Here is a 14,541-nt window from a genome sequence, read left to right on the forward strand (position 1 = left end):
TGTGAGCCGAGAAGCGGCGATACGGGATCCAACAAAAAGTGGTGCCTCTGGCCGGACTCGAACCGGCACTCCTTGCGGAAGCGGATTTTGAATCCGCCGCGTCTACCATTCCACCACAGAGGCTGCCTGCGTGGGCAGGTTCCTGCCGCACGCCAGCCCTGCGTGTCAATTGTCTCGACGCTGGCGCCCGGCGCCGTTAGGAACCGGGCATGACCTTGCCGCCCGACGCCGCCAGCCGCACGCTCCTGCAATCCATCGAACAGATGGCCGACGCCTCTCCCGAGGCGGGCTTCAGCCTGCGCGAAATCTTCGACCAGCTCGACGAGAGCGCCTTCGGCGCGACGCTGTTCCTGCTGGCGCTGCCCTGCTGCGTGCCTTTCCTGTATCTGGTGCCGCAGATCGTCGCCGTGCCGATGATGGCGCTCGCCGCGCAGATGTGCCTCGGCCGCGACGAGCCCTGGCTGCCCGCGGGCCTCGCCGCGCGCAAGATCGACAAGGCCGGTCTCACGGCGATGGCCACCGGCGGGCGCAAATGGTTCGGCTGGATCGAGGCGCTGGTGCGCCCCCGCCTCACCTTCATCACCGGCAAGCGGTCCGAGCGCGTGGTCGGCCTCTTCCTCGTGCTGTTCTGCGCCTCGATCCTGCTGCCCCTGCCGATGACCAACACCGTGCCCGGCTTCGGCGTCGCCATCGCCTCCTTCGGCTTGATGCAGAAGGACGGCCTCGCGGTCCTCGCCGGCCTGCTGATCGGCACCATATGGATCGGCGCGCTGGTGTTCGCCGCCGTCACCGGCGCCAGCTTTCTCGCGGGCGCCGCGCTCGGCTCGTGACGCTGCGCCGCATTGCCCGGCGCGCCATCCTCGCGTGAATGGACGCATGACAGCGTTGACGAAAATGCTCACGGGCTGGCGCTGGCCGGTCGCTGCCCTCATCGCCTCCGCGCTGATGCTGGCCGGCGCGCATGCCTTCGAAACCTTCGGCGGCCTCCTGCCCTGCCCGCTCTGCCTGCGCCAGCGGGAAGTCTACTGGGCTCTCATCGCGATGACGCTGACCGGCCTCGCCATCTGGCGCCTGGTGCCGAAGCGCCGCTTCCTCGTCGCGCTCAACGTGCTGATCGGCCTTGTCTTTGTGGTCGGCGTCGTGGTGGCGTTCTTCCATGCCGGCGTCGAGTGGAAGATCTTCCCGCCGCCGGATGGCTGCAGCGGCGCGCCGGTGGGCGACCCCTTTGCCATCGGCGATCTCGACCAGCCGCTGCACGTGCCGTCGTGCACCGCCGCGCCCTTCTACATCGCCGGTCTGTCGATGGCCGGCTGGAACGGGGTTGTCTCGCTGGTCCTCGCCGGCTTCAGCTTCACCGCCGCCGCGCTGACCTTCCGGTCCTACCGCACCAGGTAGACGGCCGCCGCCGCGCCGAGGGAAATCACCGCGCCCGCCGCCGCGAAGATGCGCAGCCGCCGGAACCAGTTGGCCAGGCCCGCCCCGTCGGCGTCCCACACGCCGTGCAGCACGTGCGCCGCCGCGGCCGCCGCAAACACCTGCCAGCCGAGCGATCCGAGCACGCCCCACAGCACAAGGCCCCAGCCGGCCAGCGCGCCCAGCACCGACAGCACCATCAGCCGCGTGCGCGGAATGCCGGACCCGTTGGCATTGATCTCGGCGCCCCAGCGCACCCCGCCGAGGAAGGACAGGATCACACCGGCATAGACCAGCAGGCTGAGCGCCGCCTGCGCCTGCAGCACGGGATCATCGCCCCGCGCATACCACATCACCCCCGCGCCCGCGCCGAACGGGATCAGCCCGGCCAGCGTCAGTGCCAGCGGAACGCCCGGAATTCCGAACACTCTCATGTCTTAAAGCCCCAGCACCTTGCGTGCGATGATGTTCTTCTGGATTTCATTCGTGCCGCCGTAAATCGACTGGGCACGCCCACCGAAATAACTCGCCACATCGCGCGGTCCAGTGCCTGCTGATGGGGCACGGTGTCCCACAAATTGACCAGCTGCCTCAAGCAACAGTTGCGTGATCGCCTGGTGCGTTTCGGTGGCGAGGATCTTCACGGTCGACGACGCATCCCCCACCGAGCCGCCGGACACCTGCGCCGAAAGGATCCGGAACACCGTCATCTCCAGCCCGTCCACCGCGATCTCCGCCTGCGCGACCCGCGACGCAAACCCGGCATCATCGATCAGCCGCTCGTTCGCCCCTTCCGGCATCGCCGAGGCGAGCGCCCTTGCATGGCGCAGCATCGCCCGCTTGCCGCCGATGCGCGCATACGACGTGCGCTCGAAGCCAAGCAGGTATTGCGAATAGGTCCAGCCCTTGCCTTCCTCGCCGATGCGGTTTGCCTCGGGCACGGTGACATTGTCGAACAGCACTTCGTTCAGCGCATGCGCCCCGTCGATCGAGATGATCGGCTTGACGGTGACGCCCGGCGCGTCGAGCGGGCAGCAGATGAAGCTGATGCCTTCTTGTTTCTTCTCGCCCCGGCTGGTGCGCGCCAGCAGGAAGATCCAGTCGGCATGCTGCGCCGCCGAGGTCCAGATCTTGTGACCGTTCAGCGTATAGATGCCGTCCTTCAGCACGGCAGAGAATTCGAGGCTCGCGAGGTCCGATCCCGCGCCCGGCTCCGAATAGCCCTGCGCCCAGCCGACCGACCCGTCGCGAATGCCCGGCAACCATTGCTGCTTCTGCGCTTCGCTGCCGAACGTGTAGATCACCGGGCCGACATAGATCACCCCCATCGGCGTCACGGTCGGCACGCCGGCGCGCTCGAGCTCCTCATCGAAGACGTACTGTTCCTCAAGACCCCAGCCGGGCCCGCCGTATTCCTTCGGCCAGGCTGTCGCCAGCCAGCCCTTGTCGCCCAGCGCCATCTCTGACTTGCGCACATCCGCCGTCGTCAGCGGAATGCCCGCCTTGTACTTGGCGATGATGTCCTTCGGAAATTCGGTCTCGAACCAGCTGCGCACATGCGCGCGGAACGTCTCCGTTTCGGGGGCAAATTTCAGGTGCATGACGTCGTCCTCCGGCAGCCGAGACTAGGCCCGCGCCCGCCGCTGGCAATGGGTCACCCAAAGTCAGGCGCGTCTAGTCCGGCGCAAACCGCCCGGCATAGCCGCTCGCCGCAAGGATGGCGGCCGGGTCGTCCAGCTTGAGCAACGTCTGCAGCGCCGCGGTTTTGTCGTCCGCCTGCGCGTAATAGGCTTCGCAGATCCGCTTCCCGATCCAGTAGCCGAGATCGTTCACCCGCCCGCCGCGGCCCTGACCGTAGAGCCAGTCGGCATTGTCCATCACGCCGGCATCGATGTCCGCCTTCAGCTCCGCCCAGAGCTGCGGCTCATGCGCCAGGCCGTAAGCCGCCCGCTCGGCGTCCGTGAGGCTCGGGCGCCCCAGAGACAATTCCATCACGAAATCGGCGAAGCCTTCGGTCAGCACGATTGAGAGCAGGCCCTGCCCTTCCGACCCGTCGCGCACCTGCCCCTGATAGGAGTGCGTCACTTCATGGGCGACGAACTCCTCCAGCACTTGCCGTATTTCTGCGGCGTCGCGCCCGTCACACAGAACCTCAAGCCCCATCACCAACCCGTCCGGCGCAGCGGTGCCGCCGGAATTGCCCGCCCCGAAGACGATATAGGCAGGCACCGGATTGGGATACGCGCCGTCCGGCACAAGAGTGGCAACATCCAGAAGCTCCGAAACGCCTTCGAGCGTGGCGGAAGTCTGCGCCTGCATCTCCCGCGCTGCCGGAAGGCATACCTCAATGGCGCGCCGGTAGCGCTCCGGCTCGGCCGCAAGTTTTGCGGCCAGTTTGGCGCCATCCTCGATCCGGTACGGCGTGAATATCTCGATACCGCGCGTTCCCTTGGCGATATAGTCCGCCTGCAGAACGTCAGCATCCGGCAGGATGCCGCCTTCCAGCAGCGCCGCGAAGCGCTCGGCATCGTCCAGGATCAGGATCGGCGGAGCCTCAGCCTCGGCCTCAACCCCGGCCTGCGGCGCATGACTCGCGCATCCGCTCGCAATGGCAAGTCCAGCCAGCCACACAGTCCATCCGCGCATCCCGGCCCTCCATGCAAAAACGCCCCGGCGAACCGGGGCGTTGCTGTTTCCTGCTACGAGGCTTTCACCGTCGCGATCCACTGGTCAACCTTGCGGCTGAGTACATCGAGCGGCAGCGCGCCGCCACCGAGCACCGTGTCGTGGAAGGCGCGGATGTCGAACTTGTCGCCAAGTTCGGCCTCGGCTTTCGCACGCAGCTGCTGGATGCGGATCATGCCGATCTTGTAGGCCGTCGCCTGGCCCGGCGTCACGATATAGCGCTGCACTTCCGAACGGGCCTGGCCTTCGGTGATGGCCGAGTTGTCGAGGAAGTACTGGACCGCCTGCTCTTCCGTCCAGCCTTTCGAGTGCAGGCCGGTGTCGACGACGAGACGGATCGCGCGCCAGATTTCAGAGCCGAGGCGGCCAAAGTCCGAGTACGGATCCTGGTAGGTGCCCGGCATCTCTTTCGCCAGCCATTCAGCGTAGAGGCCCCAGCCTTCCGAATAGGCGGTGAAGCCGGCCTGCGTACGGAACTTCGGAACGCTCGTCAGTTCCTGCGCGATCGAAATCTGCATGTGGTGGCCCGGAATGCCTTCGTGATACGCGATCACTTCCAGCTCGCCCTTCGGCATCATGGTCATGTCCGACAGGTGGGCATAGTAGATGCCCGGGCGCGAGCCGTCCGGCGTGCCCGGGAAGTAGTGCTGGGCCGCGCCCGGCTGTTCGCGGAAGGCTTCGACGCGCTTCACGACAAGGTCAGCCTTCGGCAGGATGCCGAAATATTCCGGCAGCTTGGTCTTGATGTTGTTGATGGCGGCGGTGGCGTCCGCGATATAAGCCTCGCGGCCTTCATCCGTGTTCGGATAATAGTGACGCTCGTCATCCTTCGCATCGCGGATGCTCTTGAAGAATTCCTGCAGCGTGCCTTCGAAACCGACCTGGTTCTTGATCGCTTCCATCTCGCCGTGCAGGCGCTCGACTTCCGACAGGCCGAGCTGGTGGATCTCGTCCGCCGTCATCGAGGTCGTCGTCATGCCGGCCAGCATGAAGTCGTAATAGGCCGCGCCGTTCGGCTGCAGGTTGGCGCCCTGCGGACCTTTCGGGTCCGGCGAGTTGGCCATGTCAGCCGTGCAGAAGGCTATCAGGTCGTTGTAGAAGGTCAGGAACGGACCCTTCAGGGCCGCCTCGGCTTCAACCGTCAGCGCGTCGGCTGCTTCCTGGGTCATCTTGCCGTCGGCGACCAGCTTGGCGGTGTCGGCCTTGAAGTCTGCCCAGATGGCCGAATCCGGGCCTGCCGTGAACGGCGCGCCGGTGACGATCTTCTTCGACTGGTCGATCACGGCTTCGTACGCGAACTTCGGCGCATGGACGCCGGCCTCGGCGTTCTCCTTGGTGATCACCAGCGCGTCCTGCAGCGCGGCGGCCGTGCCGGTGTAGCGCTTCACCAGCGCCTTGGCGTCGGCCTCGTCATCGACTGCATGGAACTGGATCAGGAAAGTCGGCGCGAAGCTCTGCACGCCGTTCATCTGGTCGAAGATGAAACCGTTGCGGCGATAGGCAACGCTGTCTGCGGCGCGCTGGTACTGGTAGTTCCAGAGGTCGACCGAATCCTGGTCGGTCGGGGACAGCGTGTCGTAGTCGAAGTTCGCCTTCAGCTCGTCGGTCGCGCCTTTCAGCCAGGCCAGCTGCTCATCGGCGCAGGCGAAGGTGAAACAGTCGATCTCGTCATTCTTGTCCTTGCGGCCAAGGAAAGTCAGCTGGATCGGGCTGAACTGCAGCTGCTCCTCATACTTCTCGTCGAACCAGGCATTCAGCTTGGTGCTCTGCTCGGCAAGGGCTTCAGCCGACATCGCCGGCTCAGCGGCGGGCTTCGGCGCACAGGCGCCGAGAACGAAAACGAGGGCGAGGGCCGAAACGGCGGAACGGATCATTGGGGGGGTCTCCTCAGAACGGACTTTCCGTTTAACGATAAAACCCCGTATCCCTCGAAACCGGCGGCGTCAATCGCCCCGAATTGGCTTTTGTGGATTCGGAGGATAAGCAGGGCCATGTCTGCGACCCGATCCTCCTCCTCGTCCCGCTCCTTCCGCCTCGGTACGCGGGGCTCTCCGCTGGCCCTCGCCCAGGCCCACCAGATCGCCGGCAGCCTGAAGGCGGCGAGCGGCGGCGACATCGAGGCGGAGATCGTCACCTTCACCACGACGGGCGACCAGCTGACCACCGAACGGCTGATCAATTCCGGCGGCAAGGGCCTGTTCACCCGCGAACTCGACGACTCGCTGTCGCGCGGCGACATCGACTTTGCCGTCCACAGCCTCAAGGATGTGCCGTCCGTACTGCCGGCCGGGCAGGTCTTCGTCGCGTTCCCGGAACGCGAGGATCCGCGCGACGCCTTTGTCTCGCGCAAGTGGGGCTCGCTGCAGGAGCTTCCCCAAGGCGCCCGGCTCGGCACCGCGTCCCTGCGCCGCGAATCGCAGGCCCTCGCCCTCAGGCCGGACCTCAACATCGTCACCTTCCGCGGCAATGTGCAGACCCGCCTGCGCAAGCTCGACGAGGGCCTGGCCGATGCCACCTTCCTCGCCATGGCCGGTCTCAACCGGCTCGGCCATGCCGATATCGCCAAGCCGATCCCGATCACCGACATGCTGCCCGCCGCCGCACAGGGCATCATCGGCGTGGTGACGCGCGAGGACGCGGATGCGGACCTGCGCGCTGCGCTCGCGCGCCTGAATGTTGCGGCCAGCGAAGCCTCGGCCACCGCCGAGCGCGCCTTCCTCGCCTTGCTCGACGGCAGCTGCCGCACACCGATCGCGGCGCACCTCTCTGCGACCGGCGAAGGCTGGCACCTCGCCGGCGAAGTGCTCAGCCCGGATGGCAAGCGCCGCTGGCGCGCCGAAGGCCGCCGGCCCAAGACCTCGAACCTCGACGTGCTGGCTGCGCTTGGCCGCGAGGTCGCCTCGGAAATCCTCGAGTCCGCGCAGGGCCAGCTGCCGGCGTTCGAGAACGGCAAGTGAGCATCAACGTCATCGTCACCCGCGCCGAGCCCGGCGCGGCCGAGACGGCAGGGCGGATCACCGAGTTTGACCTGACCCCCATTGTCTCGCCGATGCTCCGGGTTGTTGAAACCGGCTTTGATCCCGCCGAGGCCGACGGCGTGCAGCACCTCGTGTTCACCAGTGCCAATGGTGTCAGCGCCATTCGGTCATCAGGATTGCCGAGAACCCTGCGCGCCTGGTGCGTCGGCCCCTCCACCGCCGCGGCGGCGCGGGCGGCAGGTTTCACGGATGTTGTCGAAGGCGACGGCAACGCGGACGATCTCGCCGCGCGCATCCTCGCCGCAAAGCCGGATGGCCGCCTCCTCCACATCGCAAATGCCGATGCTGCGGGAAATCTTGTCGCCGTCCTGCGCGCCGGCGGATATGACGCCCGCTTCGCGGCGCCTTACCGCACCGAAGCCGTACCCAGCCTCAGCGCGCAAGCCCTCGCCGTCCTCGAAGCCGGGCCGGCGCTGATCCTGCTTCATTCGGCCAAGGCCGCTGCCGCCCTCGCCGCGTCCGGCGCTGATATCCGCGAGACCCGGCTTGTCGCCATATCCCGCGCCGCCGCCGAGCCACTGGCCGGCAGGGCCCGTTTAGGCTGCTCGTACGCGCTCAAGCCCAATGAAGACTACCTGATGCTCGCCATGCTGGAGGCGGGTCTCTCGATTCCGCGCTAGGCCCCCGGCTTTGCCCTTGAATCCGCAACGTGCAACACTGTTTTGAAACCAGAAGCTGACCATATGGCGGGCATGAGCAACGACCCCTTCAGCGACGACGACCCGATCGGCAGCCCGATCGACGCGCAGTTCGAGCCGGCGCCCGCTGGCGCAGAACCGGCGCCACGTCCTCGCCCGGGCTGGGCCGCGCTCGGCGCCGCAAGCCTCGCCGCAGCCCTCGTCGGCGGCGCCGCGGGCGCATTCGGCACGACCCTTCTGGCGCCCAAATCCGATGTCGCAGCCCTTGAGGCGCGCCTCGACGAAGTGGCCGCCGTGCAAGCTGCCATCGACGAAAAGCTCGCCGAGCCCGCCGCCGCCTCGGCGGAACTGGGCGGCCTCATCCGACAGCTGGATGCCGTCTCCCGCCGCCTCGACCAGGCGATTGCCGCGGGCGGCGACCCGGAGGCCTTTGCCGACCTGAGCGCGCGGCTCGACGCGCTCGAACGCCGCGCGCCGGCGACGCCGAGCGCCGACGTTGCCCTGCTGACGGCGCGCCTCGCCAGCCTTGAAGCCGCCACGCAGGCAGCCGCCGCTGAATCAAGCGCCGCCGTGAAGTCCAGCGGCAGCCGGGCAAATGCCGCGCTGGCGCTGTCGGCCATCGAGTCGGCCACGCGCCGCGGCGCCGGCTTCGAGTCCGACTACCGCGCCTTGCGCGACGCCGTGCCCGGCAACGAGCAGATCAAGCGCCTTGCGCCCTACATATCCGGCGTGCCAGCCCTCACCACACTGCAGGCAGAATTCCCGAAAGTCCGCGCCGCGATCCTCGCCGCCACGACCCCGGAAACCTCCGGCCGCCTCTCCTGGATCGACCGCACTTTCGGCGATGCCGTCAGTGTACGGCCGGCCGGCGGCAAGCATTCTGCCGTCTCGAAAGCCCTCGATGCGGCCGCCGCAGCGCTTGATGCGGGCGACCTGCCGCTTGCCCTCAAGTCTATGGCCGGGCTCGAGCCCGCCGCAGCCGCCGCCGCAGAAGACTGGACCCGGCGCGCAAACCGTCGCATCACGCTCGAACAGGCGCTGGAGGACGTCCGCCTGAGCCTGATCGAAGGGGGGAATTGACGCGCCATGAGCCGGTTTTTCCTGTTCATCATCGTCATCGTCCTCGTCATGGTCGGCGCGGCGCTGTCCTGGCTGGCCTTCAGCCTGCCGGGCGAAGTGACCTTCCCGGTCGGCCAGGAAATCGTCGCCGTCAAATCCGGTGTCGCCGCGATTGCCCTCGTCCTGTTCGGCGGCCTGATCGCGCTGGTCTGGTGGCTTGCCACCGGCCTGCTCGTCCTTCCCGGCCGCATCTCGAAAGCCCGCCGCCTGTCGCGCACCCGCAAGGCCAATGCCGCGCTCGCCGAAGGCCTCCTCGCCGCTGAAGGCGGCGATGCGAAGGCCGCCCTCAAGCTGGCCCGCCGCGCCATGCGCCATGCCGAAGACGAGCGGCTGAAACTGCTGCTCGAAGCGCGCGCCGCCGAAGCGAACGAAGACTGGGCCGGCGCCGAACGGGCGTGGGGCCTCTTGACCCGCCTGCCCGGCGGCCAGCTTGCGGGCCTGCGCGGTTCGGCCACCGCCGCCTCCGAACGCGGCGACCAGCTGACGGCTGAAACCCGCGCCCGCGAAGCCCTCGCCCTCAAGTCCGACGCCGACTGGCCGTTCAATTCCCTCTTCGACCTGCAGGTCTCGAAAGGCGATTGGGACAAGGCGCTCGAAACCCTGGTACAGGGCGAAAAGCGCGCCGAAGTCGAACCTCTCAACGCCAAGCGCCGCCGCGCCGTGCTGCACACCGCCAAGGCGGTCAGCCTTCCGCATACGGAGAAGGTTGCGGCCCAGAAGGCGCTCGCCGAAGCGATCCGCTCCGCGCCCGATTTCCCCCCGGCCGCCTATCACGGCGCCCGCTTCCTGATGACCGATGGCAAGGCGAAAGCCGCGCAGGGCGTGCTCGAACTCGGCTGGAAGGCGCGGCCGCATCCCGCGCTCGCCCAGCTGTCGCGCCGCCTCATTCCGCAGGACACGCGGCAGAACATTTCCGCCCGCCTGAAGGGCCTTGCCGACTGCAATCCGGGCCACCGCGAAAGCCGCATCGTGATGGCGGAGATCGCGATGGACAATGCCGACTGGGTCGGCGCCATCCGCATCCTCGCCCTCCTCGTCGAGGAAAACCCGACCGCCCGTCTCTGCCTCCTGATGGAGCGCGCGCTGAAAGGCTATGGCGACCCGGTCGAGGCTCAGCGCTGGGGCCGCATGGCCGCCTCCGCCTCCCGCGAGGCCGACTGGTCGGACATCGACCCGAAGGGCAATGCCTTCGACTTCGACCGCGCGGCCTGGGGCCGGATGGTCTACGCCTTCGGCGATGTCGGCGATCTCGTCCACCCGCGCTACGAAACCTATGGCCGCGAGCTGGAGGCGGGCCGCGTGCTGGCCCTGCCGATGTCCGAAGATGGCCCGCTCGCCCCGCCGAAAGCGCCGCAAGGACCGCTGACCCAGCCCCTCGACTACGCCCCGGACGAGGATTGACCGGGCCGCCTTTCGGGGTGGCAAAACGGCCTTGCGCCCCCTCCGGCCTGCCAGTATATGCGGGGCCTGCCCGAAACGGCATGCCGCTTTAGCTCAGCTGGTAGAGCACCGCATTCGTAATGCGGGGGTCAGGTGTTCAAGTCACCTAAGCGGCACCATTTTCGGCCTCCCTCCTTTCTTGTCATGGCCGCCGTCCTAGATTGGGCAGCGTGACGGTTGCTGTTGTATTCGGAAGTTCGGGCGGGATTGGCCGCGCGCTGGTTGAGCGCCTGCTGGCGCGGGGGCAGCATGGCCGCGTGTTCGCCGTATCGCGTTCGGGCGCGCCGGCCGAAGGCGCCGAAGCGCGGCGGGCCGATTTCACGCAGGACGCGCAGCTTGCCGACCTAGCGGCAGAGATTGGCGCGGCGGGGCCGGTTTCACTTTGCATCGTTGCGAGCGGGTTCCTTTCCGGGAAGGGCGTGCAGCCGGAGAAGACTTTCCGGGCGCAGGACCTCGAGGCGTTCCGGCGCGTGTTCGAGGCCAACACCTTCGGCCCGGCCCTGATTGCCAAGCACATGCTGGCGCTGATGCCGAAGGCGGAGCGCAGCGTGTTTGCCGCCTTGTCGGCGCGGGTCGGCTCGATCTCCGACAACCGGCTGGGCGGCTGGCATGCCTACCGCGCGTCGAAAGCGGCGCTGAACATGCTGATCCGCAACTATGCGATCGAACAGGCGCGGCGGGCGCCGCATTGCATCTGCGTGGGCCTTCATCCGGGTACGGTGGATACCGCCCTCTCGGCGCCGTTCCAGACCAACGTGCCCGAGGAGCGCCTGCTCACAGCCGTGCAATCGGCCGGGCACCTTCTGGACGTGATCGACCGGCTCACTCCGGACGCATCGGGCAAGTGTTTCGACTGGGCCGGCAAGGAGATTCCCGCCTAAAGCCGGAACTGGCCTTCGATGACCGTGACGGCCTTTCCCGTCAGCTTGCAGCGGTCGCCGTCGAGGCGCACATCGATCCAGGCGCCGCGGCCTGGATAGGCCTGATAGCAGCGGGCGGCGGGGGCACCGAAGTTTTCGGCGAGCACGCGGGCCAGCATCGTGTGCCAGCTGCCGGTGGCGGGATCCTCGTCAATGCCCGAGCCCGGCGCGAAGAAGCGCGAGGTGGCCCCTGCCCCGTCGCCGCCGAGGGCGAAGCAGCCGAAATTGCCGCGGTCCCAGCCGCCGCCGGCGGCGCCGAGCGTCTTCAGCGCGCGGTGATCGGGCGCGAGGGCCTTCACTTCTTCCGGCGTCTCGAACCGCGCGGCATAGAACATGCCGCCCCAGGCTTCGACCGGGCGGGCGCCGAGAGCGGCGGCAATATCGTCCGTAACCGGAACAGGCTTGATCGGCGCGGAGGGAAAATCCATCTCGAGCCGGTCATCAACGAGACGCTTCACGAAAAGGCGGCCGGACTTCACCGTGTCGAAGGCGACGCCGGAGCCTTCATAGCCGGCATGGTTGAAGAGCACATGGGCGGCGGCGAGCGTGGCATGGCCGCAGAGCGGCACTTCGACGGCGGGCGTGAACCAGCGCAGCTTCCAGATGCCTTCGGTCGCGGGCACGATGAAGGCTGTCTCGGCGACGTTGTTCTCGGCGGCGATTGCGAGCAGCGTCTCGTCCGGCAGGAAGGCATCGAGCGGCATGACGCAGGCCTGGTTTCCCTCGAGGGATTTCGAGGCAAAGGCATCGACCTGGAAGAAGGGTAGCGCGGGCATGGGTCTCTCCATCGGGGACCGCCTTGTCGCATGGCGGCGGGCCGGGGGGCAAACGAGGAAATCTGATGGGGCTGTGAGTTCGGCTGATGGCTGCACGGGCGGCCGCAGGTCCGGCGGGGCCGGTGCGGCAGGCGGCTGGGTTACGGATCTGCGGACCGTCTAGGATGTATCCGTGTGCGGAGTGACGGCGCCGCAATGATCGAGGACCATGGCCAGCAGGCGCAAGGGGGCGACGCGGCCCGCGGCGGGCGGCAGCGCGGCGACGCGCGACAGGCCGAGCGTGAAATCGAAGCGCGCGGCGGCAAAGGCGGGCGCGGCGGAGTCGCTGGTCAGCGGCTGCGCGCCGACATGGCGCAGCGTGACGCGGCCCCAGCGGCTGACATGATAGCCATACGGCACGCCGTAGCCATAGGTGCGGCGCACCCAGTTCTTCAGCGCGGCAAGCTGCGCGGCGATCAGTGGCCAGAGCAGCCAGTGGATCAGCGTCAGGTTCGCAGGCGGATGGTGCAGGGAATACATCGAGCCGTGATCATACAACCGGACTGCATGCGGCCGGATTCGCGGAGGGCAAAAAAGTCAGGAAAATTTCAGCGTGCGGACGGACGAGGCCTGGAAAGCTATTGGAATCAGACGTCTGGGTCCCGGCTTTCGCCCGGGATGACATAGTGGGAGGTTGCGAGATTCGGGGAGTTTCGTCGCGCAAGTCGATTCTTGTGCAACATATTTGAGCTCATCCTGAGCGAAGTCGAAGGATGTGCGTGCGCTCCCACGTCAGTGAGCCCGCTCTATCCTTCGACTTCGCTCAGGATGAGCTTCGACTTCGCGGGGATGGGCGCCCCCTACTTGTTCAACTCATCCAGCAGCCAGCCGTGGTGGACAGGGCCGTGGCCCTTGCCGAGGCCCTTGGCGGCTTTCAGCGCGCCGAAGAGATAGGCCCTGCCCTCTTCGACGGCCTGGGGCACCGAACGGCCCTGCGCGAGGCGCGCGGCGATGGCGGAGGCGAGCGTACAGCCGGTGCCGTGGGTGGACGTGGTGTCGAGGCGCGGGCCTTCGAAGATCCATTCGCCGGTGGTGGTCTGCAGCACGTCGTGGATGACCTTGCCGCCGATATGGCCGCCTTTGACGAGGGCGCCGTTGGCGCCGAGTTCGAGCAGCCGGTCGGCGGCGCGGCGCTGGCCGTCGAGGTTCTCCACGGGCTTGCCGGTCAGCACTTCGGCTTCCGGGGCGTTGGGCGTGACGAGGCGGGCACGCGGGACGAGTTCGGAGCGGATGGCGCCGACGGCCCGTTCGTCGACCAGACGGTCGCCGGAGGTGGCGACCATGACGGGATCGATCACACGCGGAATGAGCGGTGCATGCTGGCCAAGGGCTTCGGCGACCGCCTCGACGAGCTGGGCCGAGCCGAGCATGCCGGTCTTGAGGACGTCGGCGCCAATGTCCGCGAGCGTGACCTGGATCTGGCCAAGGACGGCTTCGACCGGCACGGGCCAGACTCCATGGACGCCCTTCGTGTCCTGAACGGTGATCGCGGTGACGGCCGTCATCGCGTAGCCGCCGAGCATGGTGACCGCCTTGATGTCGGCCTGGATGCCGGCGCCGCCGCCGGAATCCGAACCGGCAATGATGAGGACGCGGCCTTGGGGGGTGGTCATGGGGATACCTTCAACGTCATCGTGTTGTTGCCAAGACCCTCACCTCCCACCGCCTCTGGCGGCGGGCCCCTCCTCTCCCATTACATGGGAGAGGGGTTGGCGCTTCGCCTCTTACCCCTCTCCCGCCTCGCGGGAGAGGAGGGACCCATTGCGCAGAAATGGGAGGTGAGGGGCTTTCTTCTTTGACCTAAACCTTGATGCCGGCCTTCTTCGCGTCGGCGAGGAAGGCTTCGAGGCCTTTGTCCGTCAGCGGATGGTTGACGAGACCCTTGATGACCGCGGGCGGGGCGGTCATCACGTCGGCGCCGACGAGGGCGCATTGCTTGACGTGGTTGGCCGTGCGGATCGAGGCGGCGAGGATTTCCGTGTCGAACAGGTAGTTGTCGTAGATCTGGCGGATCTCGGCGATCAGGTCCATGCCGTCGAGGTGGATGTCATCGAGGCGGCCGATGAAGGGCGAGATGAAGGTGGCGCCGGCCTTGGCGGCGAGCAGCGCCTGGTTGGCCGAGAAACAGAGCGTGACGTTGACTTGCGTGCCCTCCCCCGTGAGCGTCTTGCAGGCCTTGAGGCCGTCGAGCGTGAGCGGCAGCTTGACCGTGACGTTGGACGCGATCTTGGCGAGCTTGCGGCCTTCCTTGATCATGCCGTCATAGTCGGTGGCGACGACTTCGGCGCTGACCGGGCCGGGGGTCAGCTCGCAGATTTCCGCGATGACTTCGGCGAAGGGGCGGCCGGACTTGGCGATCAGCGACGGGTTGGTGGTCACCCCGTCGATCAGGCCGGAGGCGGCGAGGTCTGCGATGTCTTTCGTATCAGCCGTGTCGACGAAGAATTTCATGGGTGGGGGTCCAGTCTGGTTC

At 67.3% G+C, this 14,541-nt stretch carries 15 protein-coding genes and 2 tRNA genes; 8 read left to right on the forward strand and 9 right to left on the reverse strand.

All coding sequences use genetic code 11. From position 1 onward, the window contains the following. Positions 1-39 precede the first annotated feature (39 nt). Positions 40-123, reverse strand: a tRNA-Leu gene (locus tag IPK75_03605). A gap of 86 nt (positions 124-209) precedes the next feature. Here IPK75_03605 and IPK75_03610 point away from each other — a divergent pair. Together IPK75_03610 and IPK75_03615 are read left to right on the forward strand one after the other, a co-directional pair. Beyond that, positions 210-830, forward strand: a complete 621-nt coding sequence (locus tag IPK75_03610; GenBank protein MBK8197435.1) for an exopolysaccharide biosynthesis protein — start codon at positions 210-212, stop codon at positions 828-830. Between the two features lie 46 nt (positions 831-876). Beyond that, on the forward strand, positions 877-1,395 hold the full coding sequence (locus tag IPK75_03615; protein MBK8197436.1) for a disulfide bond formation protein B: 519 nt from the start codon (positions 877-879) through the stop codon (positions 1,393-1,395). On the opposite strand, the gene IPK75_03620 is transcribed toward IPK75_03615, so the two are convergent. The 4 genes from IPK75_03620 to IPK75_03635 all read right to left on the reverse strand — a co-directional run bounded on the left by IPK75_03620 (position 1,380) and on the right by IPK75_03635 (position 5,972). Further along, positions 1,380-1,847, reverse strand: a complete 468-nt coding sequence (locus tag IPK75_03620) for a DUF3429 domain-containing protein (protein MBK8197437.1) — start codon at positions 1,845-1,847, stop codon at positions 1,380-1,382. The two genes, IPK75_03615 and IPK75_03620, sit on opposite strands and share 16 nt — an antisense overlap. Before the next feature lie 3 nt (positions 1,848-1,850). Then, positions 1,851-3,014, reverse strand: a complete 1,164-nt coding sequence (locus tag IPK75_03625) for an acyl-CoA dehydrogenase family protein (GenBank protein MBK8197438.1) — start codon at positions 3,012-3,014, stop codon at positions 1,851-1,853. Between the two features lie 73 nt (positions 3,015-3,087). Continuing rightward, complete coding sequence (locus IPK75_03630) at positions 3,088-4,059, reverse strand: hypothetical protein (GenBank protein ID MBK8197439.1); 972 nt, start codon at positions 4,057-4,059, stop codon at positions 3,088-3,090. 53 nt (positions 4,060-4,112) lie between these two features. After that, positions 4,113-5,972 carry a DUF885 domain-containing protein gene (locus IPK75_03635; GenBank protein MBK8197440.1) on the reverse strand — a complete coding sequence of 620 codons (1,860 nt, stop codon included), beginning with the start codon at positions 5,970-5,972 and terminating at the stop codon, positions 4,113-4,115. A gap of 117 nt (positions 5,973-6,089) precedes the next feature. Here IPK75_03635 and hemC point away from each other — a divergent pair, with 117 nt between their 5' ends. The 6 genes from hemC to IPK75_03665 all read left to right on the forward strand — a co-directional run bounded on the left by hemC (position 6,090) and on the right by IPK75_03665 (position 11,214). Beyond that, positions 6,090-7,055 carry a hydroxymethylbilane synthase gene (gene hemC / locus IPK75_03640; protein ID MBK8197441.1) on the forward strand — a complete coding sequence of 322 codons (966 nt, stop codon included), beginning with the start codon at positions 6,090-6,092 and terminating at the stop codon, positions 7,053-7,055. Next, positions 7,052-7,756, forward strand: coding sequence for a uroporphyrinogen-III synthase (locus IPK75_03645; protein ID MBK8197442.1), 705 nt, complete (start codon positions 7,052-7,054; stop codon positions 7,754-7,756). The genes hemC and IPK75_03645 overlap by 4 nt, the downstream gene beginning before the upstream one ends. 72 nt (positions 7,757-7,828) lie before the next feature. Further along, positions 7,829-8,854, forward strand: a complete 1,026-nt coding sequence (locus IPK75_03650; GenBank protein ID MBK8197443.1) for a hypothetical protein — start codon at positions 7,829-7,831, stop codon at positions 8,852-8,854. Between the two features lie 6 nt (positions 8,855-8,860). Then, positions 8,861-10,294, forward strand: coding sequence for a heme biosynthesis protein HemY (locus IPK75_03655; GenBank protein MBK8197444.1), 1,434 nt, complete (start codon positions 8,861-8,863; stop codon positions 10,292-10,294). An 82-nt stretch (positions 10,295-10,376) separates the two neighbouring features. Beyond that, positions 10,377-10,452: transfer RNA gene (locus IPK75_03660), tRNA-Thr, on the forward strand. 42 nt (positions 10,453-10,494) lie between these two features. Next, positions 10,495-11,214 carry an SDR family NAD(P)-dependent oxidoreductase gene (locus IPK75_03665; GenBank protein MBK8197445.1) on the forward strand — a complete coding sequence of 240 codons (720 nt, stop codon included), beginning with the start codon at positions 10,495-10,497 and terminating at the stop codon, positions 11,212-11,214. Here IPK75_03665 and IPK75_03670 read toward each other — a convergent pair. The 4 genes from IPK75_03670 to fsa form a co-directional block, all read right to left on the reverse strand. After that, positions 11,211-12,029, reverse strand: coding sequence for a PhzF family phenazine biosynthesis protein (locus tag IPK75_03670; protein ID MBK8197446.1), 819 nt, complete (start codon positions 12,027-12,029; stop codon positions 11,211-11,213). The two genes, IPK75_03665 and IPK75_03670, sit on opposite strands and share 4 nt — an antisense overlap. A 159-nt stretch (positions 12,030-12,188) precedes the next feature. Next, positions 12,189-12,548 (reverse strand): hypothetical protein, encoded by a 360-nt coding sequence (locus tag IPK75_03675; protein ID MBK8197447.1) that lies wholly within the window; start codon positions 12,546-12,548, stop codon positions 12,189-12,191. 320 nt (positions 12,549-12,868) lie between these two features. After that, positions 12,869-13,681 (reverse strand): bifunctional hydroxymethylpyrimidine kinase/phosphomethylpyrimidine kinase, encoded by an 813-nt coding sequence (thiD, locus tag IPK75_03680; GenBank protein MBK8197448.1) that lies wholly within the window; start codon positions 13,679-13,681, stop codon positions 12,869-12,871. A 187-nt stretch (positions 13,682-13,868) separates the two neighbouring features. After that, a complete protein-coding gene (gene fsa, locus IPK75_03685; GenBank protein ID MBK8197449.1) occupies positions 13,869-14,519 on the reverse strand; it encodes a fructose-6-phosphate aldolase in 651 nt (216 codons plus the stop codon). Between the last annotated feature and the right edge of the window lie 22 nt (positions 14,520-14,541).

The organism is Acidobacteriota bacterium, assembly GCA_016712445.1.
Taxonomy (GTDB): Bacteria; Pseudomonadota; Alphaproteobacteria; order Caulobacterales; family Hyphomonadaceae; genus Hyphomonas.